This is a genomic window from Streptomyces sp. R44, assembly GCF_041053105.1.
Classification (GTDB): Bacteria; Actinomycetota; Actinomycetes; order Streptomycetales; family Streptomycetaceae; genus Streptomyces.
This window is the reverse complement of sequence record NZ_CP163444.1, coordinates 4299556-4322763: the sequence shown is the minus strand read 5'-3', so window position 1 is coordinate 4322763 and position 23208 is coordinate 4299556. Positions and strand designations below refer to the sequence as shown.

Annotated in this window: 22 protein-coding genes and 1 tRNA gene; 12 read left to right on the top strand and 11 right to left on the bottom strand. The window is 72.1% G+C overall.

Annotated elements, in window-relative coordinates:
- Window positions 1–23: 23 nt before the first annotated feature.
- The 3 genes from AB5J54_RS20000 to AB5J54_RS19990 form a co-directional block, all read right to left on the bottom strand.
- Complete coding sequence (locus tag AB5J54_RS20000; protein ID WP_369145281.1) at window positions 24–1514, bottom strand: Stp1/IreP family PP2C-type Ser/Thr phosphatase; 1491 nt, start codon at window positions 1512–1514, stop codon at window positions 24–26.
- Between the two features lie 179 nt (window positions 1515–1693).
- Window positions 1694–2215 carry an FHA domain-containing protein gene (locus tag AB5J54_RS19995; protein WP_369145280.1) on the bottom strand — a complete coding sequence of 174 codons (522 nt, stop codon included), beginning with the start codon at window positions 2213–2215 and terminating at the stop codon, window positions 1694–1696.
- A 10-nt stretch (window positions 2216–2225) separates the two neighbouring features.
- The gene (locus AB5J54_RS19990) at window positions 2226–3095 is read right to left on the bottom strand and encodes an FhaA domain-containing protein (protein WP_369145279.1); all 870 of its coding nucleotides are present in this window, start codon (window positions 3093–3095) and stop codon (window positions 2226–2228) included.
- A gap of 505 nt (window positions 3096–3600) precedes the next feature.
- Between AB5J54_RS19990 and AB5J54_RS19985 the strand changes: the two genes are divergently transcribed.
- The 3 genes from AB5J54_RS19985 to AB5J54_RS19975 all read left to right on the top strand — a co-directional run bounded on the left by AB5J54_RS19985 (window position 3601) and on the right by AB5J54_RS19975 (window position 6387).
- Window positions 3601–3687, top strand: a tRNA-Leu gene (locus tag AB5J54_RS19985).
- 226 nt (window positions 3688–3913) lie between these two features.
- Complete coding sequence (locus tag AB5J54_RS19980; protein WP_369149406.1) at window positions 3914–5689, top strand: sensor histidine kinase; 1776 nt, start codon at window positions 3914–3916, stop codon at window positions 5687–5689.
- A gap of 38 nt (window positions 5690–5727) precedes the next feature.
- Entirely contained in the window at window positions 5728–6387 is a 660-nt protein-coding gene (locus AB5J54_RS19975) for a response regulator (protein ID WP_369145278.1), read from the top strand.
- Between the two features lie 75 nt (window positions 6388–6462).
- Here the strand turns inward: AB5J54_RS19975 and AB5J54_RS19970 are convergent, their stop codons facing one another.
- The gene (locus tag AB5J54_RS19970; RefSeq protein ID WP_369145277.1) at window positions 6463–6924 is read right to left on the bottom strand and encodes a MarR family winged helix-turn-helix transcriptional regulator; all 462 of its coding nucleotides are present in this window, start codon (window positions 6922–6924) and stop codon (window positions 6463–6465) included.
- Window positions 6925–7037: 113 nt separating this feature from the next.
- On the opposite strand from AB5J54_RS19970, the gene AB5J54_RS19965 reads away from it, so the two are divergent.
- From AB5J54_RS19965 to AB5J54_RS19950, 4 genes are all read left to right on the top strand, one after another.
- Window positions 7038–8120, top strand: a complete 1083-nt coding sequence (locus AB5J54_RS19965) for a hypothetical protein (RefSeq protein WP_369145276.1) — start codon at window positions 7038–7040, stop codon at window positions 8118–8120.
- 139 nt (window positions 8121–8259) lie between these two features.
- The gene (locus AB5J54_RS19960; RefSeq protein ID WP_369145275.1) at window positions 8260–9720 is read left to right on the top strand and encodes a DUF2252 domain-containing protein; all 1461 of its coding nucleotides are present in this window, start codon (window positions 8260–8262) and stop codon (window positions 9718–9720) included.
- Window positions 9721–10025: 305 nt separating this feature from the next.
- Entirely contained in the window at window positions 10026–10781 is a 756-nt protein-coding gene (locus AB5J54_RS19955) for a hypothetical protein (protein WP_369149405.1), read from the top strand.
- 54 nt (window positions 10782–10835) lie between these two features.
- Window positions 10836–11180, top strand: coding sequence for a rhodanese-like domain-containing protein (locus AB5J54_RS19950; protein WP_369145274.1), 345 nt, complete (start codon window positions 10836–10838; stop codon window positions 11178–11180).
- Window positions 11181–11194: 14 nt separating this feature from the next.
- Here the strand turns inward: AB5J54_RS19950 and AB5J54_RS19945 are convergent, their stop codons facing one another.
- The 6 genes from AB5J54_RS19945 to paaA all read right to left on the bottom strand — a co-directional run bounded on the left by AB5J54_RS19945 (window position 11195) and on the right by paaA (window position 16087).
- A complete protein-coding gene (locus AB5J54_RS19945; RefSeq protein WP_369145273.1) occupies window positions 11195–12328 on the bottom strand; it encodes an acyl-CoA dehydrogenase family protein in 1134 nt (377 codons plus the stop codon).
- A 141-nt stretch (window positions 12329–12469) separates the two neighbouring features.
- Window positions 12470–13558, bottom strand: a complete 1089-nt coding sequence (locus AB5J54_RS19940) for a 2Fe-2S iron-sulfur cluster-binding protein (RefSeq protein ID WP_369145272.1) — start codon at window positions 13556–13558, stop codon at window positions 12470–12472.
- The gene (paaD, locus tag AB5J54_RS19935; RefSeq protein WP_369145271.1) at window positions 13559–14056 is read right to left on the bottom strand and encodes a 1,2-phenylacetyl-CoA epoxidase subunit PaaD; all 498 of its coding nucleotides are present in this window, start codon (window positions 14054–14056) and stop codon (window positions 13559–13561) included.
- Window positions 14050–14790 (bottom strand): 1,2-phenylacetyl-CoA epoxidase subunit PaaC, encoded by a 741-nt coding sequence (paaC, locus tag AB5J54_RS19930; RefSeq protein WP_369145270.1) that lies wholly within the window; start codon window positions 14788–14790, stop codon window positions 14050–14052. The genes paaD and paaC overlap by 7 nt, the downstream gene beginning before the upstream one ends.
- Window positions 14787–15074 carry a 1,2-phenylacetyl-CoA epoxidase subunit PaaB gene (paaB, locus tag AB5J54_RS19925; protein WP_352018146.1) on the bottom strand — a complete coding sequence of 96 codons (288 nt, stop codon included), beginning with the start codon at window positions 15072–15074 and terminating at the stop codon, window positions 14787–14789. The genes paaC and paaB overlap by 4 nt, the downstream gene beginning before the upstream one ends.
- On the bottom strand, window positions 15071–16087 hold the full coding sequence (gene paaA / locus AB5J54_RS19920) for a 1,2-phenylacetyl-CoA epoxidase subunit PaaA (protein ID WP_369145269.1): 1017 nt from the start codon (window positions 16085–16087) through the stop codon (window positions 15071–15073). Before paaA ends, paaB begins: the two co-directional genes overlap by 4 nt.
- A 112-nt stretch (window positions 16088–16199) precedes the next feature.
- On the opposite strand from paaA, the gene AB5J54_RS19915 reads away from it, so the two are divergent.
- The 3 genes from AB5J54_RS19915 to AB5J54_RS19905 are packed head-to-tail and all read left to right on the top strand — an operon-like array spanning window position 16200 to window position 18987.
- Complete coding sequence (locus tag AB5J54_RS19915; RefSeq protein WP_369145268.1) at window positions 16200–17030, top strand: DUF5819 family protein; 831 nt, start codon at window positions 16200–16202, stop codon at window positions 17028–17030.
- Window positions 17027–18328: an HTTM domain-containing protein gene (locus AB5J54_RS19910; RefSeq protein WP_369145267.1), complete on the top strand. Its 1302-nt coding sequence runs from the start codon at window positions 17027–17029 to the stop codon at window positions 18326–18328. Before AB5J54_RS19915 ends, AB5J54_RS19910 begins: the two co-directional genes overlap by 4 nt.
- Entirely contained in the window at window positions 18325–18987 is a 663-nt protein-coding gene (locus tag AB5J54_RS19905) for a TrmH family RNA methyltransferase (protein WP_369145266.1), read from the top strand. Before AB5J54_RS19910 ends, AB5J54_RS19905 begins: the two co-directional genes overlap by 4 nt.
- A 43-nt stretch (window positions 18988–19030) precedes the next feature.
- Here AB5J54_RS19905 and paaN read toward each other — a convergent pair whose 3' ends face one another.
- The gene (gene paaN, locus AB5J54_RS19900) at window positions 19031–20728 is read right to left on the bottom strand and encodes a phenylacetic acid degradation protein PaaN (RefSeq protein ID WP_369145265.1); all 1698 of its coding nucleotides are present in this window, start codon (window positions 20726–20728) and stop codon (window positions 19031–19033) included.
- A gap of 124 nt (window positions 20729–20852) precedes the next feature.
- Between paaN and AB5J54_RS19895 the strand changes: the two genes are divergently transcribed.
- Both AB5J54_RS19895 and AB5J54_RS19890 read left to right on the top strand, forming a co-directional pair.
- A complete protein-coding gene (locus AB5J54_RS19895; RefSeq protein WP_369145264.1) occupies window positions 20853–22460 on the top strand; it encodes a 3-hydroxyacyl-CoA dehydrogenase in 1608 nt (535 codons plus the stop codon).
- Entirely contained in the window at window positions 22457–23050 is a 594-nt protein-coding gene (locus tag AB5J54_RS19890) for a TetR/AcrR family transcriptional regulator (RefSeq protein WP_369145263.1), read from the top strand. The genes AB5J54_RS19895 and AB5J54_RS19890 overlap by 4 nt, the downstream gene beginning before the upstream one ends.
- The last annotated feature ends 158 nt before the right edge of the window (window positions 23051–23208 follow it).

Sequence of the window (23208 nt, the reverse complement as noted above, 5' to 3'; positions counted from 1 at the left end):
GGTGAAAGGCCCCCTACGGGTGCTTACTGCTTGCCGCAGTTCGAGGCCAGCTTCTGCTCCTCCGCGGTGAGGGTGGGACCCGGGGACGGAGCGGCTGTGGTGGGCTTGGAGTCAGGGGTGGCGGTACCCGGCTTCTGGGTGGCCGGCGGCTTGCTCGCCTGGTCGGCGGCCTTCTCGGCGGCGGCGTGCCGCTGCTCGGCCTTCTTGCAGGCCGAGGCCTGCACGGCCAGCTCGGAGATCTTCGTCTCGGCCTTGCCGAGGCTGCCGCCCGCGATCGTGTCCTCGACCTGCTTCCGCTGGTAGGCGGGGAGGTACTTGAGTTCGATCTCGGGGTGGTCCTTCTCGACCTTCGACAGCGACACCCACGCCAGATCCTGGCTGATGCCCTGGTACAGCGCCACGTGCTGGTCCTTGGCGCCCACGAAGTACTGCGTCTGCGTCCAGCGCCAGGCGCCGTACAGGCCGCCGCCGACGACGGCGAGGGCGAGGACGATGAAGAAGGAACGCTTGAGCCACTTGCGGCCGGTGCGCGGCTTGACGAAGTCGTCGTCCGTGTACGCGTCGAAGGAGCCCTGCGGGGGCATGCCGCCGTAGCCGTGGTCGTCGCCGCTGCCGGGCGGACCGAAGCCGCCGGCGGGCGGCTGCTGGTGCGGCGCGGGCCGGCCGAGGCCCGAGGCGCGGCCGGCCGGGGTCTGCATCGCCCCGCCGTCGTTCAGCTGCGCCTGGTTCTCGGCGACCGCGCCCACGATGACCGGGGTGTCGCTGAGGTGACCGGCGAGGGTGTCGCCGCCGTCGACGTCGAGGACGTCGGCGACGATCACCGTGATGTTGTCGGGGCCGCCGCCGCGCAGCGCGAGCTGGATCAGCTCCTGCACGGTCTCCTGCGGGCCCTGGTAGCTGGCGAGGGTGTCCTCGAGGGTCTGGTGCGAGACCACGCCGGACAGGCCGTCGGAGCAGATCAGATAGCGGTCGCCGGCCCGCACCTCACGGATGGAGAGGTCGGGTTCGACGTGGTCGCCGCTGCCGAGCGCGCGCATCAGCAGCGAGCGCTGCGGGTGCGTGGTGGCCTCTTCCTCGGTGATCCGGCCCTCGTCGACGAGACGCTGGACCCAGGTGTGGTCCTGGGTGATCTGGGTGAGGACACCGTCGCGGAGCAGATAGGCGCGGGAGTCTCCGACGTGCACGAGACCGAGCCGCTGGCCCGTCCACAGCAGGGCGGTGAGCGTGGTGCCCATGCCCTCCAGCTGCGGGTCCTCCTCGACCATCATCCGCAGCTGGTCGTTGGCGCGCTGCACCGCCGTACCGAGCGAGGTGAGGATGTCGGAGCCGGGGACGTCGTCGTCGAGCGTGACGAGCGTGGAGATCACCTCGGAGGAGGCGACCTCACCGGCGGCCTGGCCGCCCATGCCGTCCGCGATGGCGAGCAGCCGGGGACCGGCGTAGCCCGAGTCCTCGTTGCCCTCGCGGATCATGCCCTTGTGCGAGCCCGCGGCGAATCGCAGGGACAGAGTCATGCCCACCTGCCCTGTCGACGCTGCATCGGGGTACAGCCGGTCTCGACCCACACTGCCCACCCTCCGGTCGCTCCGGTCACGCCGGTCGATTCAGTCGCTCCGGTCGGGAGCGCGGCACGCCCCATGGCGGGGACCGTCCCGGCTCGCTCGCTCCGCTCGCGCCTATTCATGATGTAGCACTACTTCCGCAGCTCGATGACGGTCTTGCCGATCCGGATCGGCGCGCCCAGCGGAATGGGTGTGGCGGTGGTGAGGCGGGTCCGGTCGAGATACGTACCGTTGGTGGACCCGAGGTCCTCGACGATCCACTGGCCGTCCCGGTCCGGATAGATCCGGGCGTGGCGGCTGGACGCGTAGTCGTCGTCGAGGACGATCGTCGAGTCGTGCGCCCGGCCCAGCGTGATCGTCTGGCCCTGGAGGGCGACGGTCGTGCCGGTGAGGGTGCCCTCGGAGACGACCAGCTTGGTCGGGGCGCCGCGCCGCTGGCGGCCGCCGCCCGTGCTCTGCTGGCCGCGCTGCTGCGGAGGCGCGGCGGCCTGGCGCGCGTTCTGCTGAGGCCGCGCGTCCTGGCGCCGCGAACCGCGCTGGGTGACCCGCGTACCGAACAGGTCGCTGCGGATGACCTGGACGGCCACGATGACGAACAGCCACAGAACGGCCAGGAAACCCAACCGCATGACCGTCAGGGTCAGCTCTGACATTGCCCCCGCTTCACCCTTCGGCTTGCCGGTAAACGATGGTGGTGCTGCCCACGACGATCCGCGAGCCGTCGCGGAGCGTAGCGCGGGTGGTGTGCTGCCCGTCCACCACGATGCCGTTGGTGGATCCCAGATCCTGGATCGTCGAGGGCGTTCCGGTCCGGATCTCGCAGTGCCGGCGGGAGACGCCGGGATCGTCGATCCTCACGTCCGCGTCGGTGCTGCGGCCGAGGACCAGGGTCGGGCGGGAGATCTGATGGCGGGTGCCGTTGATCTCGATCCAGCGGCGCACCGGAGCGCCCGCTCCGCCGTGAGTGGCGGGGCCGGGCATGGATCCGGGGCCGCCCGCCGGGCGCCCCGCGGGCGCCGTCGGCCGGTGGCCGGGCGCGCCGGGAGGCGGGGAGGCGGGCATGGGCGGGGCGCCGGCCGGGGGGTACCCGTAGCCGCCGCGGCCCTGCTGCTGCTGGTGGTGCTGCGGCGCCCCGGAGGGCGGCTGCGGCTGTGACGTACTCGACGCGAGCGTGCGGCTGCGGACGCGGTACAGGCCGGTGTCGAGATCCTCGGCCTTCTCCAGGTGGACCTTGATGGGGCCCATGAAGGTGTACCGCTGCTGCTTCGCGTAGTCCCTGACCAGGCCGGCGAGCTCGTCGCCGAGCTGGCCCGAGTAGGGGCTGAGACGCTCGTAGTCCGACGTGCTCAGTTCCACGATGAAGTCGTTGGGGACGACGGTCCGCTCGCGGTTCCAGATCGTCGCGTTGTTGTCGCACTCGCGCTGGAGCGCGCCGGCGATCTCGACGGGCTGGACCTCGGACTTGAAGACCTTGGCGAAGGTGCCGTTGACCAGACCTTCGAGACGCTGCTCGAAACGCTTCAGGACTCCCATGGGGCACCTCCTCCGTCGTTGTCGCCCTGGTACTGCTTACTGATCGTATCCACGCGTCGGGAAATCGGCTGGTTCCCCTTCTCTGCCCTGTGGACGAGTGTCACCTCTCACAGGCTTCCCCCACGGATCGTAGAGGCGGCCTGCGGACAGTGTCCCGCACCCGGCTGTGGGAGCGGAGGCTCGGGCCGGGTTGGGCCCCCGTTCCGGGGCGGTCCGTCCCCATCCGCCCTCCTTCTCCCTTCCTTCTCCCCTGCTTCTCCCCTCTCCTCCTTCTCACTCCTCTCCGCTCGCATGCTTCGCGGTCCTGTGCTGTGCCGTGCTGTGCCGTGCTGTCCCTCCCGTGCTTCACACCTCTGCGCCTCATCGGTGTGCCTCACCTTCTCTCCTTGTTCTCCGGGAGCGGGGGCGAAACAACGGATGTGAATCCACGGTCTGCGACGTGCTAATCTTCAGATGTCGCCAGGCGCTCCCACTGAAAAGTGAGAGGGCAGGGAGATCACCCAATGCGCGGGTGGCGGAATAGGCAGACGCGCTGGATTCAGGTTCCAGTGCCCGCAAGGGCGTGGGGGTTCAACTCCCCCCTCGCGCACCAGACGGAAGCCCCGTAGGTCATCGACCTACGGGGCTTCCGCGTATGTCGCCGCGGATGTGACCCTTCCCACGCCGGAGGATGACGGGTGGTCGGGTGGTCGGGTCATCGGGTTCTGGGGTCGTCGGGTGGCCGCGACGCCGGGGCCGCGACTTTGGTCGTCCGACGGCGAGACGAAAGAGGGACGTCCGGGACACCGGCCGCTGCCTAGGGTTCGAGCGTGGACGAAATGTCGAAGTCGGGGAGCCGGACCGCCCGGGGGATCGGGTCCAGGGCCGCCGCCTGGTGGCGCTGGTTCGCCGTGCCCGGGCAGTGGTCGCGGCGCAGGATCACCGGCGAGGTCGCCCTCGCGGTGGTCCTCGCGCTGCTCGCCGCGGGGGCCGAGGAACTCATGGGCGGCGAGGGCTGGCGCCTTGCCGTGGTCGCCGTCGGTACGGCCCTGCTGTCGCTGCTGCGGCGCAGACTTCCCGCGACCGTGCTCGTCGTCACCGCCGGCATCACGCCCTTCCTGCCCGGCCTCGCGCCCCTGCTCATCATGCTCGGCTGGTCGTCCGGCCGGTACGTCGCCAGTGTCGGGCGGGCGCTGGCCGCGTTCATCGCCGCCTTCGTGCTGAACGTCGGCGGGACGCTCCTGGAGACCTGGGACCGGCAGAGACTGCTCTCCGTCGCCTTCCTGGCGACCCTCTACTACCTGGGCACCACCCTGGCTCCCGGGCTCGCCCACCGGTACTGGACGCAGCGGCGGACCCTGCTGCACGCGCTCCAGGAGCGCAACGCACAGCTCGTGCGGGAGCGGAGCATGCTGGTCTGGCACGCCCGGCTGCGCGAACGGCAGCGGATCGCCCAGGACATGCACGACAGCCTCGGACACCAGCTGGCGCTGATCGCCGTGCACACCGGGGCCCTCGAAGTGGACCGGGAGCTGGGCGAGCGGCAGCGCGAGGTGGTCGGTGTCCTGCGGAACGCGTCGGTGACCGCCATGCACGAGCTGAGGGAGGTCGTCGGGATACTCCGCGACGGCCTCGCGGCGGAGGACGGCACGGCGGCGCCCGCACCGGCCGGGGACGAGACCGGACGGGCAGCCCGCGGGATCGCCGGCATCGAGGGGCTCGTCGTGGCGGCCCGGGCGGCCGGCACCTCGGTCGAGCTGCGGCGGCTGGGGGACGAGAGACCACTGGCGCCGGCCGCCGACCACGCCGCGTACAGGATCGTGCAGGAGGCCCTGACCAACGCCTACAAGTACGCGCCGGGGACGCCGATCGGCGTCGAGCTGCGGTACGAGCCGGACACCTTCGTCGTCGAGGTCGTCAACGAGGAGCCGGTGGACGGACCGGTGAAGGACGTCGTGAGCGGCGGGCAGGGGCTGGCCGGGCTCACCGAGCGGGCGCGCCTCGTGGGCGGCATGTGTCACGCGGGCCCGGCCGACGGCGGCGGGTTCCGGGTGGCCGGGATGCTGCCGTACGGGGCGGCGCCGGTCGCCGAGGCAGCGCCTTTGGTCGATGAGGCCGACGACTTCCGGCAGCAGACCACGAAACCGCTGGTGGGCGATGGTCGTCCGGTCACGGTCGGACCGGCCGACTGGACGTTCACGGAGCGGGAGCTGGCGATGGCGGTGCGTGGGGGCAGGACCAGGAGCACGGGCGGGGCGATCGCGCTGGGCTGCGGGATCGCGTTCGCGGCGCTCGTCCTGCTGGTGGTGGCCGGGGGCTTCGGCCTCTACTTCCTGATGGGCTCGCTCAAGGAAGGGATGATCGACCCCGCCCAGTACGAGGCGGTGAAGGTCGGGATGACCGAGACGGAAGTCCGCGACCAGCTGCCCTCCGGCGACACCATAGCCACAGCGGGCCTCGGCGGGACGGGTCCCGCCCGGCCGGAGGGCTCCAGCTGCCTGGTGCTGATGTCCTCCGAGATGGGCGAGACCTATGACGAGGAGCCCGTTTTCCGGTTCTGCTTCAAGGACGGCAAGCTGATCGAGAAGAAGTCGTACGTGGTCGAGCAGCGGTAGCGCTGTACCGCCCGTACCGGAGGTGTGGGGGAGAAGCTGTGGCAGGGCAGCCCATCAGGGTCGTGATCGCCGACGACGAGCCTCTGATCAGGGCCGGGATCCGGATGATCCTCATCTCGGACCCGGGGATCGAGGTCGTCGGGGAGGCGGCCGACGGACGGGCGGCGGTCGAGGCCGCGCGGGCGCACGCCGCCGACGTGGTGCTGCTCGACATCCAGATGCCGGTGCTCGACGGCCTCTCGGCCCTGCCGGAGCTGCGCAGGGCGGCGCCCGCGGCCCGGGTGATCATCCTGACGACCTTCGGGGAGCGGGAGAACGTGCTGCGGGCCCTGGAGCACGGCGGCGCCGGGTTCCTGCTCAAGGACACGGCGCCCGCCGAGCTGATCGGGGCGGTGCGGGCGGCCGCGGCGGGCGACGCGTATCTGTCGCCGGCCGCCACCCGGCACGTCGTGGAGCGGCTGGCCACCGGCCGGGAGGCGGCTCGCGCCGAGGAGGCGCGGGCACGGGTGGCGGCGCTCAGCGAGAAGGAGAGGGACGTCCTGGCGCTGCTCGGGGAAGGACTCTCCAACGCGGACGCCGGAAGGCGGCTGCACATGAGCGAGGCCACGGTGAAGACGTACGTGAGCCGGATCCTGTCCAAGCTGCACTGCGAGAACCGCGTCCAGGCGGCGCTGCTCGCCCGCGACGCGGGGCTGTAGGTTCGGCCGGTTGCCGGTTGCCGGTTGCCGGTTGCCGGTTGCCGGTTGCCGGTTGCCGGTGCTCGTGGCCGGGGTTCAGTTCGGCGGGGTGCCCGTGCTCGCGGCCGCGGCGTTGTAGCGCAGCAGGTACGCGGCGAATTGGGCGAGGTCCTCGGCCGGCCAGTCCTCCAGGCGCTCCTGGAAGGCGGCCATGCGGTTGGTCTGGGCCGCGGCCAGGACCCTGGTGCCGGCCTCCGTGGGGTGCAGGACGTGCACCCGGTGGTCGTCGGGGGCCGGGCGGCGCTCGACGAAACCGAGCTTCTCCAGACCCGCGACCTGACGGCTCACCGTCGACTTGTCCAGGAAGTAGTGGGCCGCGAGGTCGGTGGCGCGGCAGCCGCGCTGCTCCTCGATGTGGGCGAGGAGCGTGTACGAGACGAGCGGGAGCTCGGGGTGGACCCGGGCCGCCGCGGCGCGCGCCCGGCGGGCGAAGGCCGTCAGCTCGCGCTGGATGACGTCCACGGACGCCTCGCGGGGTGGCTGTGCGCCGCCGGTCATCGTGCGCTCCCTGCTGTCGTTCGGGGTTGCCCGGACTCCGGTCGACCCCTGCGGGCTTTCGGTTGTATAGTACAACGGTTGTTTAGTTGTAAAAGCCAACCATGGAGGTCTCGGTGTCCGCAGGACCGAACACCAGCGGTGCGTTGCGGCATGTCCTCGGACATCTGCTCACCCCCCTGTTGATGTGCATCGGCATGGGGCTCGCCTACCTCGGTGCCTTCCACGCGCCCGAACCCCACGACCTGCGCGTCGACGTCGTCGGCTCCGGCCCCACCACGCAGGTCCTCGCGCAGACCCTCCAGAACAAGGGCGACGGCGCCCTCGACGTCCGTACCGTCGCCGACCGGGACACGGCCGTCACCGCACTCCGCGAACAGCGCAGCTTCGGCGCCTACATCCCCGGGAAGAGCCCCGAGCTGCTCGTCGCCTCGGGCTCCTCCGACACCAGCGCCATGGCGGTCGAGAAGGTGTTCACCAAGGTCGCCGCCGCCCAGAACGCGCCGCTCAAGGTCACCGACATCGCCCCCACCGCCTCCGGCGACCCCACGGGCCAGGGCGTCTTCTTCCTGCTCGTCGCCCTCAGCATCGGCGCGTACGCCTCGGTCGCCGTCATCGGCGGAGCCGGAGCCGTCCTGCCCATGCGGATCAGGGCCCTCCTCGCCGCCGGCATGTCGCTCGTCGTCAGCCTCGTCGGCACCCTCTTCGCCGGGCCGGTCTTCCACCTGGTCGACCAGGGCCTCGGCGGCGTATGGGCGATGGCCTGGCTGTACGCGGCGGGCATCCTCGCCGTCGGCGTCGGCCTCCACACCTTCCTGCGCCGCTGGACCACCCTCGGCGTGATGGTGCTCTTCGTCATGCTCAACTTCACGAGCTCCGGCGGCATCTACCGGCCCGAGCTGCAGCCCGGCTTCTTCGGCGCGCTGCACGCCTTCTGGAACGGCGCGGGCTTCGTCGAGGGAGTACGCGGCCACGTCTACTTCGACGGCCACGAGCTCGGCCGCAACCTGCTCGTCCTCGCCCTCTGGCTCCTTGCCGGAGCGGCCCTCGTCGTCGTCGCCGGGCTCACGGAGGCGCGGCGCAGGACCCCGGTGGAAGCCGAGACGGGCGCCGAAGCCCGGGGCGAGGCCGAGGCCGAGGTGGAGAAGGCGGCCGAGGAGGAGATCGAGGAGGAGATCGAGGAGGTCGTCGCGGTCTGAGGACCGGGCCCGAGCAGGGGTTGCGGAGGTTGTCCACAGGCTCCTGGGTGCGTTGTCCACAGGGGGAGACGGCTGATCGGGAACGGCGGTACGGTCGGGGCCGGATGATGTTGGACATCGCATCGGGGGAGGGCGTCCCATGGACGAGATCCGGGCCGTCGTGCCAGGACAGCGCGGTACGGACGGAGCACAGGACGAGGCGCGCGTCCCGCACGTGCAGGGGTTCGCGCGCCGCGTCGCCCCCGGCACCGGGATCTCCCCCAAGGACCGCGGCAAGCAACTGCGCGAGCGGGTGCCCCGTTCCTCGCACGACCGGCCGGCCCTCGCCGCCGACCGCCCGGACGCCGTGCGCGCCGTCGAGGAATCCAGCCGCGGCCGGGTCCCCGAGCTCACCCCGATACGGGTCGGCAGGATGGCGGCGAGCCCCTTCGCCTTCCTGCGCGGCTCCGCCGGACTGATGGCCCAGGACCTCGTCGGGACGCCCGTCACCGGGATAGCCGCCCAGATATGCGGCGACGCGCACGCCGCCAACTTCGGCCTCTACGGTGACGCCCGCGGCCGGCTCGTCATGGACCTCAACGACTTCGACGAGACCGTCGTCGGCCCCTGGGAATGGGACCTCAAGCGGCTCGCCACCTCCCTCGTCCTCGCCGGCCGGGAGGTGGGAGCGAGCGAGGACGTGTGCCGGGCCGCCGCGTTCGACACCGTCGGCGCGTACCGGCGGACCATGCGCCTCCTCGCCCGCCTGTCCGCGCTCGACGCCTGGAACGCGATCGCCGACGAGGAACTCGTCTCGCACACCGACGCCCGCGACCTCCTCGGCACCCTGGAACGGGTCTCCGCCAAGGCCCGCAACAACACGAGCGCCCGGTTCGCCGCCCGGTCGACCGAGGCCGTCGCGGACACCGAGGGCGGCGGCCGCAGATTCGTGGCCGCTCCCCCGGTGCTGCGCAGGGTCCCGGACGGCGAAGCGGCCGAGGTCGCCGAATCCCTCGGCGCGTATCTGGAGACCGTGTCCGAGGACCGACTGCCGCTCCTCGCCCGGTACGCCGTCCACGACGTGGCCTTCCGGGTGGTCGGCACCGGGAGCGTCGGCACCCGCTCCTATGTGGTCCTGCTGCTCGACCACCGGGGCGAGCCGCTGGTGCTCCAGGTGAAGGAGGCCCGGCCGTCGGCCCTGCTGCCGCATCTGCCGGCCGCCGGCTTCACCGTGCCGGACGCCGGTCACGAGGGGCGGCGCGTGGTGCTCGGGCAGAAGCGGATGCAGGTCGTCAGCGACATACTGCTCGGCTGGACCACGGTCGACGGGCGTCCGTTCCAGGTGCGGCAGTTCCGCAACCGCAAGGGCAGCGTCGACCCCGCCGCCCTCACCGTGGACCAGCTTGACGACTACGGGCGGATGACCGGGGCCCTGCTCGCCCGTGCGCACGCCCACAGCGCCGACCCGCGCCTGATATCCGGCTACTGCGGCAAGAACGAGGAGCTCGACGAGGCCGTGGCCGCCTTCGCGGTCACCTACGCGGACCGCACCACGGCCGACCACGCCGACCTGCTCTCGGCCGTCCGCACGGGTCGCATCGCGGCGGAGCTCGGCGTCTGACGCCGAGCGAGGGCGGGGCACGCGGGAGCGTGCGGGGGTACGTGCGGGGGCGGGGGAGCTGAACGGGGAGGGGAGGGAGGGGGAGGGAGGGGGGAGGCCCCCCGGAGGACCGTAGGCTGGGTGGGACGAGGCGGAACGAGGACTTGGGCGGCGTGGACGTGAGCGTGGACCAGGGTGTGAACGAAGGACCCGGGGACGAGCGGCCCGAGGCGGACCAGCCCGGGGGCGAGCAGGCTGATGCCCCGCAGGTCGGTGGCGAGCAGGCGGAGGCTCTTCAGTCCGGGGACGAGCGGCCCGAGGCTCGGTTGGAGCGGGCTGTTCGGGTGGCCGAGCAGGCGTTGATCGAGTTCGAGATCGCCGTCGAGACCTTCCGGGTCGAGGTGGACAACTTCTCGCGGCTGCACCACCAGAAGCTCGGGCCCATGTACGCGCGGCTCGACGAGCTCGACGCGCGGATCGCCGAGGCACGGGCGGCCCGTACCGGGGACCCCGAGGATCTGCGGCGGGCGCAGGAGGCGCGGGCCGCGGTGCTGCCGATGCCCGGGGTGGACGAGCTGTTCCACGACTGGATCGACGGCGACGGCCTCTCCCCCGAGGCCGCCGCGATGCTCACCGACCGGCCGGTGCAGCCGCCGAAGCGGGTCCGGCCCGGTGAGGAGGCCCGCAGGCTCTACCGTGAGCTGGCCCGCAAGGCCCATCCGGACCTTGCGCGCGAGGAGGACGAGCGGAAGCGGCGCGAGGAGTTCATCACGCGCGTGAACGCCGCCTACGCCCGCGGCGACGAGGCGCTGCTGCGTGAGCTCTCCGCGGAGTGGGAGGCCGGACCGGTGCCGGTCGAGGAGCGGCTCAGCGAGAGCGAGGAGCTGTACGCGCGCCTGGAGTGGCTGGCCGAGCGCAAGGACATGCTGTCGGCGCTGGCGCGCGAGCTGGAGGAGAGCGCGATCGGCGCGATGCTGCGGATGGCGCCCGACGACCCGGACCAGCTCCTGGAGGAGATCGCCGAGCAGCTGCTCGCTCAGGTCTCCGAGCGGGAGAACGAGCTGGCCGGGCTGGTGCAGTAGGTTTTCCGTGCGCCCGAGCCCTTCGGGCGGTACTGACGAGAGAAGGCTTGTCCCATGAATTTCTCCCCGCTGCCCTCGGTGGACGCGGCTTCCGTGCCGGCCGATGCCCTGGTGCTGGACGTCAGGGAGGACGACGAGTGGACGGCCGGTCATGTCGAGGGCGCGCTGCACGTGCCGATGAGCGACTTCGTGGCCCGCTTCGGTGAGGTGACGGAGGCCGTGGCCGAGCACGGTCGCGCGTATGTGATGTGCCGGGTGGGTGGCCGTTCTGCGCAGGTCACGCAGTACCTGGTGCAGCAGGGCTTCGACGCCGTGAACGTGGACGGCGGGATGCTGGCGTGGGACGGTGCCGGGCGTCCGATGGTCGCGGAGGGCGGCAGCCCGGCGTTCGTCCTCTGACGCGGGGCTGAGTCTCAGCCGAGGGGGTGGGCGGCCAGCAGGTCACCGAGGGCCTCCTCGTGGGCCGCGGCGGGGCCGAGGGACAGTTCCAGGTGCTTGGCCCAGGCGTGGTAGCGGTGCAGCGGGTAGTCGGTGTCGGCGCCGAAGCCGCCGTGCAGGTGCTGGGCGGTCTGTACGACGCGTCGTACGCCTTCGGACGCCCAGATCTTCGCGACGGCGATGTCCCCCGCGGCGGGGAGGGCTCCGTCCGCGCCGCTGGAGAGGCGCCAGGCGGCCTGCCAGAGGGTGGCCTCCATGGCGCGCAGGTCGATGTAGCGGTCGGCGGTCTGGACGGCGACGGCCTGGAACGTGGCCACGGGGTGGCCGAACTGTTCGCGTTTTCCGGTGTACTGGCTCGTCATGGTGAGGACGGCCTCGCCGAGGCCGAGGGCGAGCGCGCAGGTGCCGGTGGTGAGAAGGTCGCGCAGTCGTTCCCAGGCGCCGTCGGTGTCGATGACGTTCGTGTCGTCGAGGCGTACGGCGTCGAGGTGGAGCTCGGCGAGGAGTTCGCCGCTGGTCGAGTACTGGTCGGTGTGGGTGAGGCCCTCGTGGGTGCGGGGTACCAGGGCGAGGATCGTGCGGTCCTCGGTGGTGTGTGCCGGTACGGCGATGAGGTCGGCCGTGTGGGCCCAGGGGACGGCGGTCTGGAGGCCGTCGAGGATCCAGTCGGCTCCGTCGCGGCGCGCGGTGACGGCGCGGTCGGCGGGTTCGTGACCGGTGCGTCCCTGGGAGGCGGCGGTGAGGACGAGTTCGCCGCGGGCGACCCGGGGGAGCAGTTCGGCGGCCGTACGGGGGTGGGCGTGGCGCTCGACGGTCAGGGCGACGGCGCTGGTCTCCAGGAGCGGGACGCGGGCGAGGACGCGGGCCGACTCGCGCAGGACGAGGCAGAGGGCGACGGGGTCGAGTCCGGAGCCGCCGTGCTCGGGGGCCAGGGCGAGGCCGAGGAGGTCGGCGGCGGCGAGGCGGGACCAGAGCGGCCGGTCGTGGTCCTCGGCCACGGCGCCGGGGGTGAGGGCGGGGCTCGGGACGGCGTCGGGCGTGACGTCCTTGAAGACCGCCTTGGCCGTCTCGACGGCCGCCTGCTGTTCTTCGGTGAAGGTGAAGTCCACTGTGCTGCCTTCCCGTTGCCGTCACTGTCTCTGTCTGACGGATCGTCAAGATAGAACAGGTTCTAGGGGAAGGGAATGGTGGCGCCGCACTTCTTCGGCGCCACCGGCTCGTCAGAGGTTCTCAGCGGTTCTCAGAGGTTCTCAGCGGTCGAAGTCCAGCTCCACGTCCGGGGTGGCCGGGTGGGACTGGCAGGCCAGGACGTATCCGGCTTCGGTCTCCTCCGGCTCCAGCGCGAAGTTGCGGTCCATCCGCACCTCTCCGCCGACGAGGAAGGCGCGGCAGGTGCCGCACACCCCGCCCTTGCAGGCGTACGGGGCGTCCGCGCGGGCGCGGAGCACGGTGTCGAGGAGCGTCTCGCCCCGCTCCACGGGCCAGGTGCCGGAGCGGCCGTGGAGGGTCGCGGTCAGGGTGGCGTGCGCCGGGGCGTCGGCCGCGGGGGCCGGCGCGGGGGCGGAGCCGTCGTCGACGTGGAAGATCTCCTGGTGGATCCGGCTGCGGTCGACGCCCAGGCCGCGCAGCGCCTTCTCGGCGCCCTGGACGAGTCCGAAGGGGCCGCAGAGGAACCAGCCGTCGATCGTGTCGACGGGCAGCAGCGCGGGCAGCAGTCCGGCGAGCCGCTCGCCGTCGAGGCGGCCGGACGGCAGACCGGCCTGCTGCTCCTCCCGGGAGAGCACGGTGACCAGCTGGAAGCGGTCCGGGTAGCGGTCCTTGAGGTCGGCGACCTCGTCGAGGAACATCGTGGACGCGGCGGTGCGGTCGCTGCGGATCAGGCAGAACCGGGCCTCCGGCTCGCGGGCGAGCAGGGTGGCCGCCATCGACAGGACCGGGGTGATGCCGCTGCCGCCGACGACCGCGGCGAAGTGCCCGGGGCGCGGGGTGAGCGCGAAGCGGCCCCTCGGCTCCATGACCTCGACGAGGTCGCCGACGGCCAGTTCCTTGAGGGCGTACGTGGAGAACGAGCCGCCGTCGACGAGGCGGATGCCGACGCGCAGGACGGGGGGCTCGCCGGCCGGGGAGGCGGGGGCGCAGATGGAGTAGGTGCGCCGGATCTCCTCTCCCTGTTCGCCGGTGCGGCGCAGGGCGAGGTGCTGGCCGGGGAGGTGGCGGTAGGCCTCGTGGAGTTCGGGCGGGACCGCGAAGGTGACGGCCACGGAGTCGTCCGTGAGCCGGTCGACCTCGCTCACCCTGAGGGGATGGAATCCGGCCCGTCCGGCGGCTGAGGACTCCATCTACAACTCCTTGAAGTGGTCGAACGGTTCGCGGCAGGCGGTGCAGCGGCGGAGCGCCTTGCACGCGGTGGAGGAGAAGCGGCTCAGGAGCTCGGTGTCGGTGGATCCGCAGTGCGGGCAGCGGATCGCCAGGGTGAGCGGTACGGGGCCGCCGGCCGGGCCCTGGGGGCGGGGTGGGGCGATGCCGAACTCGGTGAGCTTGCGGCGCCCTTCCTCGCTGATGTCGTCGGTGGACCAGGCCGGGGCGAGGACGGTGACGACGGTGACGTCCGGTACGCCGTGCCGGTGGAGGGCCTGCTCGATGTCGGATGCCATCGCCTCGATCGCGGGGCAGCCGGTGTAGGTGGGGGTGAGGGAGACCTCGACCCGGCCGGGGCCGAGGACGTGCACGCCCCGCATGACGCCGAGTTCCTCCAGGGTGAGGACGGGCAGCTCCGGATCGGGGACGGAGCCGGCGACGCGGCTCAGTTCCTCTTCCAGGGCCGTCATGGTCACCATGTCGCCCCCGGGTGGCTGCGGTGCAGGTGCTGCATCTCGGCGAGCATCCGTCCGAAGGGTTCGGTGTGCAGGCCCTGTCGGCCGGCGCCCGCGCTCCAGGCGCCCGTGCGCGGTCCGGAGGGGACGGTGAGGCAGGCCCGGCCGAGGACGTCGGTGACCGAGTCGAGCCAGGCGGTCTCCAGGGCGGGGAGGTCCAGGTCGAGGCCGTCGACGGGCTGGAACAGTTCGCCGGTGTAGCGCCAGAGGGCGTCGCAGGCCCGCTGCATCCGCTGGTGGCTCTCGGGGGTGCCGTCGCCGAGGCGGAGGGTCCAGTGCTCGGCGTGGTCCTGGTGGTAGGCGACCTCCTTGACGGCCTTGCCGGCGAGGCCGGCGAAGGGGCCGTCGCCGGTGGCCAGCTGTCCGTACAGGAGGTGCTGGTAGGTGGAGAAGTAGAGCTGCCGGGCGATGGTGTGGGCGAAGTCGCCGTTCGGCTGCTCGACCAGCTGGCTGTTCCGGAAGGAGCGCTCCTCGCGGAGGTAGGCCAGTTCGTCCTCGTCCCCGGCGAGGGAGAGGAGGACCCGGGCCTGGCCGAGGAGGTCGAGGGCGATGTTGGCCAGGGCGACCTCCTCCTCCAGGACGGGGGCGGAGCCGGCCCACTCCCCCAGGCGGTGGGAGAGGACGAGGGCGTCGTCGCCGAGGGCGAGTGCCGCGGCGGCGGTGACGGCGTCGGTGTGGGTGTCGGTGGTGCCGGTCACAGGTGCTTCACCCCCTCCGGGATCTCGTAGAAGGTCGGGTGGCGGTAGGGCTTGTCCGCGGCCGGCTCGAAGAACGGGTCCTTCTCGTCGGGCGAGGAGGCGGTGATCGCCGCCGAGGGGACGACCCAGAGGGACACGCCTTCGGACCGGCGGGTGTAGAGGTCGCGGGCGTTGCGCAGGGCCATCTCCGCGTCGGGTGCGTGGAGACTGCCCGCGTGGGTGTGGGACAGCCCGCGGCGGGAGCGCACGAACACCTCCCACAGCGGCCAACCGTCGGTCGTCATGCCTGTGCCTCCCCGTGCTTTCCGGTGTGCTTCTCCGCGTAGGCCGCCGCCGCTTCTCTGACCCAGGCGCCGTCCTCGTGGGCCTGGCGCCGCTTGCTGAGCCGCTGGTCGTTGCAGGGGCCGTTCCCCTTGAGGACGTCCCAGAACTCGGTCCAGTCGATCGGGCCGAAGTCGTAGTGCCCGCGCTCCTCGTTCCACCGGATGTCGGGGTCGGGGAGGGTGAGGCCGAGGGCCTCGGCCTGCGGGACGGCGATGTCGACGAAGCGCTGGCGCAGTTCGTCGTTGGAGTGGCGCTTGATCTTCCAGGCCATCGCCTGGGCGGTGTGCGTCGACTCGTCGTCCGGCGGGCCGAACATCATCAGCGAGGGCCACCACCAGCGGTCCACCGCGTCCTGGGCCATGGCGTGCTGGGCCTCGGTGCCGTTCGACAGGGCGAGCAGTGCCTCGTAGCCCTGGCGCTGGTGGAAGGACTCCTCCTTGCAGACCCTGACCATCGCGCGGGCGTACGGGCCGTAGGAGCAGCGGCAGAGCGGGACCTGGTTGGTGATCGCGGCGCCGTCGACCAGCCAGCCGATCGCGCCGACGTCGGCCCAGGTCAGCGTGGGGTAGTTGAAGATCGAGGAGTACTTCTGGCGGCCGGAGTGCAGCTTGTCGAGCAGCTCGTCGCGGCTGGTGCCGAGGGTCTCGGCCGCGCTGTACAGGTACAGGCCGTGGCCGGCCTCGTCCTGCACCTTGGCCATGAGGATCGCCTTGCGCCGCAGGGAGGGCGCCCGGGTGATCCAGTTCGCCTCGGGCTGCATGCCGATGATCTCGGAGTGGGCGTGCTGCGCGATCTGGCGGACGAGCGAGGCCCGGTAGGCCTCGGGCATCCAGTCGCGCGGCTCGATCCGTTCGTCGGCGGCGACGGCGGCGTCGAACACGGCCTCGTAGGCGGCCTGCTCCGCCGCCGCGGCCGTGTCCGACACGCCGGGCACGCCCGTGGTCCCTGCCGTCCCTGCCGTCACTGCGGTCATCAGACCCCCTACCGACCGATCGTTCGGTTGAATGACTTCAATGGTGGGTCGGCGGCCCGTATGGTGTCAACCCTGTGGATAACCGAGGTGGGCCGATCGGGATCGGGGCGGGATGGACGCGTACGTCGAAAAGGACGCGGTCGAGGTGAGTGACGACGGGCGGAGACCCCCGGAGGACCCGCCGATCAGCCCTCCTGAGACCCCGGGCACCGCTGCCGGAACCGAGGGCGGAAGCAAGGGAACCGGGCGCACCGGGACCGCCGGCACCGGGATCATGGCCCTCTCGCTGCCGTACCAGGTCGTCGTCGCCGTCGCGCTCGCCGTCGTCGCGGTGTTCACCTGCGTGCACCTGGCGATGGTCTTCCTGCACGTGGCGCCGTCCAACACGCTGACCAAGCGGCACGGCGAGGCCGTCGACGACTGGATCTACCCGGAGTTCGAGCAGAACTGGAAGCTCTTCGCGCCCAATCCGCTCCAGACGAACGTCTCCGTCGAGGTCCGTGCCGAGCTCGCCGACGCCGACGGCGGCCGCGGCACCACCGGCTGGATCGACCTCACCGCGCAGGACGCCGAGGCCATCCGCCACAACCCGCTGCCCAGCCACTCGCAGCAGAACCAGCTCCGCAGGGCCGTGGACTTCTACCTCAACACGCACAACGACGCCAACCGCCCCAACGGGCTGCGCGGCACCCTCTCGGAGCAGTACATGCGCCGGCTCGCGATGCTCAGGCTCGACGACCTCAAGCGCCGCGACGGGCGCCCCATCGGACCCGACGTGCGGCGCATCCAGCTCCGCACCGTCTCCCGGTCCGTCCCCTCCCCCCGATGGAGCACCGAGAAGACGCGGTCCAACCCGTCCTACCGCGACCTCCCGTGGTGGAGGATCACCGATGCCGACCGGGCCGCCGGTGCCGCCGCGAGCAGCACGGAGGCGGGCCGATGAGCACCTCCCACGCCACGCGCGCGTGTGTCCGCGAGCCCTTCGACCGCCGGCTCGCCCGCGGGGTGCAGGCCGTCACGGGCCGCTCCCTCGCCCCGTACCAGAGCGCGATCGTACGGATCGGCTTCTCGCTGACCTGGCTGGTCTTCCTGCTGCGCGAGCTGCCCTACCGGCACCTGCTGTACGGTCCCGACTCCCCCTGGTCGTGGGAGATGGCGCGCCGGCTGATCGACGACAACAAGGCCTTCACCGCGCTCATGTGGTCGGACGGCGGGGTCTGGTTCGAGATCGTCTACGGGCTTGCGGTGCTGTCCGCCGCGCTGCTCCTGGTGGGCTGGCGCACCCGGGCCGTGTCCGTGGTCTTCATGGTCGGCGTGCTCTCGCTGCAGAACCGGTCCGTCTTCGTGGGCGACGGCGGCGACAACGTCCTGCACCTCGTCTCGATCTACCTGGTGTTCACCCGCTGTGGCCGGGTGTGGTCGCTCGATGCCCGCCGGGCGGCCCGTGAGGCCCGCGCGGCCGAGGCCGGGGAGGCCCCGCGCCGCGATGTCGTCGGACCGCTGCTGTGGGTCGTGCTCGGCGGCTTCCTCCTCGCCGCCACGTGGTTCAGCGACGTCACCGGCGAGTGGTGGGTGCCGGTGCTGCTGTGGGTGCTGTGGCTCGGGAACGGCCTGTGGTGGCTGGTCTGCCGGCTGGCGCCCGGGGAGCCGCGGACCCTGCTGGACGCCCTCGCCAACCTCGCGCACAACGCCGTCCTCGCCGTGCTCATGGTGGAGGTCTGCCTGATCTACGCCACGGCCGGCTGGTACAAGATCCAGGGCTCGCGCTGGCAGGAGGGGACGGCGCTGTTCTACCCGCTCCACCTGGACTACTTCTCGCCCTGGCCGGGCCTGTCCGATCTGCTCGGGTCCAGCGGGATCATGGTGATGCTGCTGACCTACGGCACGGTGATCGTCCAGGTCGCGTTCCCGTTCACGCTCTTCAACCGCAAGGTCAAGAACGTCCTGCTCGTCGTGATGATGATGGAGCACGCCGGGATCGCGGTCCTTCTCGGACTGCCGGTCTTCTCGCTCGCGATGATCTCCGCCGACGCCGTGTTCCTGCCGACCGCGTTCCTGGTCTGGCTGGGCGCCCGGGTGGTGAAGGGGAGGGACCGGCTGCTGAAGCGGACCCCCGCCGGGTCCTCCGCCGGGTCCTCCGCCGGGACCTCCGCGGGGATCCCGGCCGAGGGTTCTGCCGAGGCGCTGCCCGAGCAGCGCCGTACGGGTGAGGAGCCCGGTCCCCGTACCCTCGTCGGGTGAGCACCACGCAAGAACAGCCCGAGCCGGTCCAGTACGACGAGGGGTTCGGCCCCGAGATCGGCGTCGGGCCGCACCCGGAGCCGTGGCCGCGGGACGAGCGGTACGACCCCGAGCTGCTCGCCGACGGCGACCGGCGCAACGTCGTGGACCGCTATCGGTACTGGACGCGCGAGGCGGTCGTCGCCGACCTGGACACCCGCCGCCACGACTTCCACGTGGCGGTGGAGAACTGGGGCCACGACTTCAACATCGGCTCGGTGGTGCGGACCGCCAACGCGTTCCTGGCGAAGGAGGTCCACATCGTGGGCCGGCGCCGCTGGAACCGGCGGGGCGCCATGGTCACCGACCGCTACCAGCACGTCCGGCACCACCCGGACACCGAGTCGCTGACCTCGTGGGCGGCGGCCGAGGGCATCCCGGTCATCGGCATCGACAACCTGCCGGGCGCCGTCCCGCTGGAGCGGACCGTGCTGCCCCGCCGCTGTGTGCTGCTCTTCGGGCAGGAGGGGCCGGGGCTCACGGAGGAGGCCCGCGCCCACGTGGAGATGGTCTGCTCGATCGCCCAGTTCGGCTCGACCCGGTCGATCAACGCGGGCGCCGCGGCCGCGATCGCCATGCACGCGTGGGTGCAGCGGTACGCGGAGATCGAGGCACAGTAGGGCGCCTCGTGGAGGCCCCGGAGGGCCTCCACGAGGCAGTGGATCAGGCCTGGCGGCGGACCTCCACCACCCGGAAGCGGTTGGAGACGAAGGCGCCGTCGCACAGCGCGGCGTTCGCCGCCGGGTTGCCGCCCGAGCCGTGGAAGTCGGAGAACGCGGCCGTCTGGTTCACGTACACCCCGCCCGTCAGGTTCAGCGAGAGCTGGGCCGACTCCTCCAGGCAGACCTCCTCCACCGCGCGCTCGGTGTCCGCCGAGGTCGTGTAGGCGCCGACCGTCATGGCGCCCTTCTCGCGGACCGTGCGGCGCAGCAGCTCCAGGGCGTCGTCGGTGGAGTCCACCGAGACGGCGAAGGAGACCGGGCCGAAGCACTCCGAGAAGTACGCGGCCTGGGCGTCCGGCTTGGAGCCGTCCAGCTTCACGATGACGGGCGTGCGGACCACCGCGTCCGGGTACTCGGGGTTGACCACCTCGCGGGAGGCCAGGGCGACCTCGCCGAGCCCGGCGGCGGCCTCCAGGCGTGCCTTCACGTCCGGGTTGACCAGGGCGCCGAGCAGACCGTTCGCCCGGGCGTCGTCGCCGAGCAGGCCGCCGACCGCCGCCGCGAGGTCGGCGACGACCTCGTCGTACGACTTGGGGCCCTGGTCGGTGGTGATGCCGTCGCGGGGGATCAGCAGGTTCTGCGGGGTGGTGCACATCTGGCCGCTGTACAGGGACAGCGAGAAGGCCAGGTTGGCCAGCATGCCCTTGTAGTTGTCCGTGGAGTCGACCACGACCGTGTTGACGCCGGCCTTCTCGGTGTAGACCTGGGCCTGCCGGGCGTTGGCCTCCAGCCAGTCGCCGAAGGCGGTGGAGCCGGTGTAGTCGATGATCCGGATCTCGGGGCGGACGGCCAGGGTCTTGGCGATGCCCTCGCCGGGGCGCTCGACGGCGAGCGTGACCAGGTTCGGGTCGAAGCCGGCCTCGGCGAGCACCTCGCGGGCGACCTGCACCGTCAGCGCGAGCGGCAGCACCGCGCGCGGGTGCGGCTTGACCACGACCGGGTTTCCGGTGGCGAGGGAGGCGAACAGGCCCGGGTAGCCGTTCCACGTGGGGAAGGTGTTGCAGCCGATGACCAGGGCGATGCCGCGGCCGACCGGGGTGAACTCCTTGCTCAGCTCCAGGGGGTCGCGCTTGCCCTGCGGCTTGGACCAGTCGGCCCGACCGGCGGGCGTGCGGGTCTGCTCCTCGTACGCGTACGCCACGGCCTCCAGGCCGCGGTCCTGGGCGTGCGGGCCGCCGGCCTGGAACGCCATCATGAACGCCTGGCCGCTGGTGTGCATGACGGCGTGGGCGAACTCGTGGGTGCGGGCGGAGATCCGGGCGAGGATCTCCAGGCAGACCAGGGCGCGGGTCTCGGCGCCGGCGTCCCGCCAGGCACCCATGCCGGCGCGCATCGCCGGGAGCAGCACGTCGAGGTCGGCGTGCGGGTACTCGATGCCGAGCGAGGGGCCGTACGGCGAGGTCTCGCCGCCGGTCCAGCCGTCCGTGCCGGGCTGGTCGAGGTCGAAGCGGGTGTTCAGCGCGGACTGGTGGGCGGCGAGGCCCGCGGCCGCGTCGAGCGAGCCGTCCGCGCCGTACGCCTTCGGGTGCTCGGGGTACGGCGACCAGTAGGCGCGGGTGCGGATGGTGGCGAGCGCCTGGTCGAGTGTGGACCGGTGCTTCTCGGCCAGACGGTCGGTGGTCAGCTGAGCGGTGGCCATCGATGGACCAACTCCTCGTCGAGCTGGGCAGGGAGACGCGTACGGAGTTAGAGTAACCGAACGATCGGTCGGGACAAGGGGGTCCGTCGATCCTGTGGAAAACCCATCGGGGAGGATCACTCCTATGAGCGCCAACGTGACCGTCAGGGGGAGCGACGACGTGACCGCCAGTGAGACCGCCGCCGAGAAGCAGGACCGCACCGCCGCCGAGGAGCGGGGCGGCGAGGCCGTCGGACGGGACCGCACCGTCGCCGTCGTCGGCACCGGGACCATGGGCCAGGGCATCGCCCAGGTCGCGCTGGTCGCCGGCCACCCCGTGCGCCTCTACGACAGCGCCCCCGGCCGGGCCGCCGAGGCCGTCGCCGCACTCACCGCCCGCCTGGACCGGCTCGTGGAGAAGGGCCGCCTCGACGCCGTCGCCCGGGAGGCCGCCGTCGGCCGGCTGCACGCGGCCGAGGACCCCGCGGAGCTCGCGGACGCCGCGCTCGTGATCGAGGCGATCGTCGAGGACCTCGCGGTCAAGCAGCGGCTCTTCACCGACCTGGAGAAGATCGTCGGCGACGACACCGTCCTCGCCACGAACACCTCCTCCCTCTCCGTCACCGCCATCGCGGGAGGCCTGCGGCTGCCCGGCCGGTTCGTCGGTCTGCACTTCTTCAACCCGGCACCGCTGCTCCCCCTCGTCGAGGTCGTCAGCGGCTTCGCCACCGACGCGGACGTCGCCACGCGCGCGTACGAGACGGTCAAGGGCTGGGGCAAGACGCCGGTGCGCTGCGCGGACACCCCCGGCTTCATCGTGAACCGGGTCGCCCGCCCCTTCTACGCCGAGGCGCTGCGCGTCTACGAGGAGGGCGGGGCCGACCCCGCCACCATCGACGCGGCGCTGCGCGAGTGCGGCGGCTTCCGGATGGGGCCCTTCGAGCTGACCGACCTGATCGGCCAGGACGTGAACGAGGCCGTCACCCGGTCGGTGTGGGAGTCCTTCTACCAGGACCCGAAGTTCACGCCCTCGCTCGCGCAGCGCCGGCTCGTCGAGTCGGGACGCCTCGGCCGCAAGTCGGGGCACGGCTGGTTCTCGTACGCGGAGGGCGCCGAGCGGCCCGAACCGCACACGGCGCCGCCCGCGAAGGCGCCCGAGTGGATCACCGTCTGCGGTGACCTCGGGCCGGCGGATCCGCTGGTGGGGCTCTTCGAGGCGGCCGGAATCACCGTCCTGTCCAAGAAGGGCGGCGCGCACATCGAGCTGCCGGGCGGCGCCGAGCTCAGCCTCGCGGACGGCGAGACCTCCTTCGAGTACGACGAGGAGGCCATCGTCTACTTCGACCTCGCGTACGACTACGCGGCCGCGAGCCGGATCGTGCTGTCGGCCCGCGAGGACATCGACCCCGCCGTCCTCGCCGAGGCGGTGGGCCTCTTCCAGGCGCTCGGCAAGAAGGTCTCCGTGATCGGGGACGTGCCGGGCATGATCGTGGCCCGTACGGTCGCGATGCTGGCCGACGTGGCGGTCGACGCGGTCGACCGGGGCGTCGCGACCGCCGAGGACGTGGACACGGCGATGCGGCTCGGGGTCAACTACCCGGCCGGACCGCTGGAGTGGTCCGGGAAGGTCGGCCACCGGCGTACCTGCGGACTGCTCCAGGAGCTGCACAAGCGGTACGCGACCGGCCGGTACGCGCCGGGGCTCGGCCTCGTGCGCCGGGCGGCCGCCGAGGACGCGGAGGACTCCCGATGACCACGGCGAAGCGCGACACGTACACCCCCGAGACGCTGCTCTCGGTCGCGGTGCGGGTCTTCAACGAGCGCGGTTACGACGGCACGTCGATGGAGCACCTGTCCAAGGCGGCCGGCATCTCGAAGTCCTCGATCTACCACCACGTCTCCGGCAAGGAGGAGCTGCTGCGGCGCGCGGTCAGCCGGGCGCTCGACGGGCTCTTCGCGATCCTCGACGAGCCGGGGGCCGGGCGCGGCCGGGCCGTCGACCGGGTCGAGTACGTCACGCGGCGCACCGTCGAGGTGCTGATAGCGGAGCTGCCGTACGTGACGCTGCTGCTGCGGGTGCGGGGCAACACGGCCACCGAGCGGTGGGCGATGGAGCGGCGCCGCGAGTTCGACCACAAGGTGGCCGATCTGCTGAAGGCGGCCGCCGCCGAGGGCGACCTGCGGGCGGACGTGGACATCCGGCTCGCGACCCGGCTCCTCTTCGGCATGATCAACTCGCTGGTGGAGTGGTACCGGCCGCACCCGGACGCGACGGCCGAGCGGGAGCAGCTCGCCGAGACCGTCGTCCACCTGGCCTTCGACGGGCTGCGGACGGCCCGCTGAGCCGTCGTAGGGCCCTCGTCGGGCCCGCTGATCCGTCGTAGGGCCCTCGTAGGGCCCTCGTAGGGCCCGCTGATCCGGCCGTGCGGGTCGCCTGCGTCCGTACGGCCCTCTGACCCCCTCGTACGGGCCGCTTGTGCCCGTACGGCCCCGCTGACCCC

What these genes read in the sequence shown, in the direction of transcription:
- paaD (WP_369145271.1), bottom strand. Translation starts at nt 14,056, where the DNA reads ATGGTGACCATGACGGCCCTGGAAGAGGAACTGAGCCGCGTCGCCGGC.
- AB5J54_RS19960 (WP_369145275.1), top strand. Translation starts at nt 8,260, where the DNA reads ATGGACGAGATCCGGGCCGTCGTGCCAGGACAGCGCGGTACGGACGGA.
- AB5J54_RS19910 (WP_369145267.1), top strand. Translation starts at nt 17,027, where the DNA reads ATGAGCACCTCCCACGCCACGCGCGCGTGTGTCCGCGAGCCCTTCGAC.
- AB5J54_RS19890 (WP_369145263.1), top strand. Translation starts at nt 22,457, where the DNA reads ATGACCACGGCGAAGCGCGACACGTACACCCCCGAGACGCTGCTCTCG.
- paaA (WP_369145269.1), bottom strand. Translation starts at nt 16,087, where the DNA reads ATGACCGCAGTGACGGCAGGGACGGCAGGGACCACGGGCGTGCCCGGC.
- paaB (WP_352018146.1), bottom strand. Translation starts at nt 15,074, where the DNA reads ATGACGACCGACGGTTGGCCGCTGTGGGAGGTGTTCGTGCGCTCCCGC.
- AB5J54_RS19970 (WP_369145277.1), bottom strand. Translation starts at nt 6,924, where the DNA reads ATGACCGGCGGCGCACAGCCACCCCGCGAGGCGTCCGTGGACGTCATC.
- paaN (WP_369145265.1), bottom strand. Translation starts at nt 20,728, where the DNA reads ATGGCCACCGCTCAGCTGACCACCGACCGTCTGGCCGAGAAGCACCGG.
- AB5J54_RS19990 (WP_369145279.1), bottom strand. Translation starts at nt 3,095, where the DNA reads ATGGGAGTCCTGAAGCGTTTCGAGCAGCGTCTCGAAGGTCTGGTCAAC.
- AB5J54_RS19915 (WP_369145268.1), top strand. Translation starts at nt 16,200, where the DNA reads ATGGACGCGTACGTCGAAAAGGACGCGGTCGAGGTGAGTGACGACGGG.
- AB5J54_RS20000 (WP_369145281.1), bottom strand. Translation starts at nt 1,514, where the DNA reads ATGACTCTGTCCCTGCGATTCGCCGCGGGCTCGCACAAGGGCATGATC.
- AB5J54_RS19980 (WP_369149406.1), top strand. Translation starts at nt 3,914, where the DNA reads ATGTCGAAGTCGGGGAGCCGGACCGCCCGGGGGATCGGGTCCAGGGCC.
- AB5J54_RS19995 (WP_369145280.1), bottom strand. Translation starts at nt 2,215, where the DNA reads ATGTCAGAGCTGACCCTGACGGTCATGCGGTTGGGTTTCCTGGCCGTT.
- AB5J54_RS19895 (WP_369145264.1), top strand. Translation starts at nt 20,853, where the DNA reads ATGAGCGCCAACGTGACCGTCAGGGGGAGCGACGACGTGACCGCCAGT.
- AB5J54_RS19950 (WP_369145274.1), top strand. Translation starts at nt 10,836, where the DNA reads ATGAATTTCTCCCCGCTGCCCTCGGTGGACGCGGCTTCCGTGCCGGCC.
- AB5J54_RS19940 (WP_369145272.1), bottom strand. Translation starts at nt 13,558, where the DNA reads ATGGAGTCCTCAGCCGCCGGACGGGCCGGATTCCATCCCCTCAGGGTG.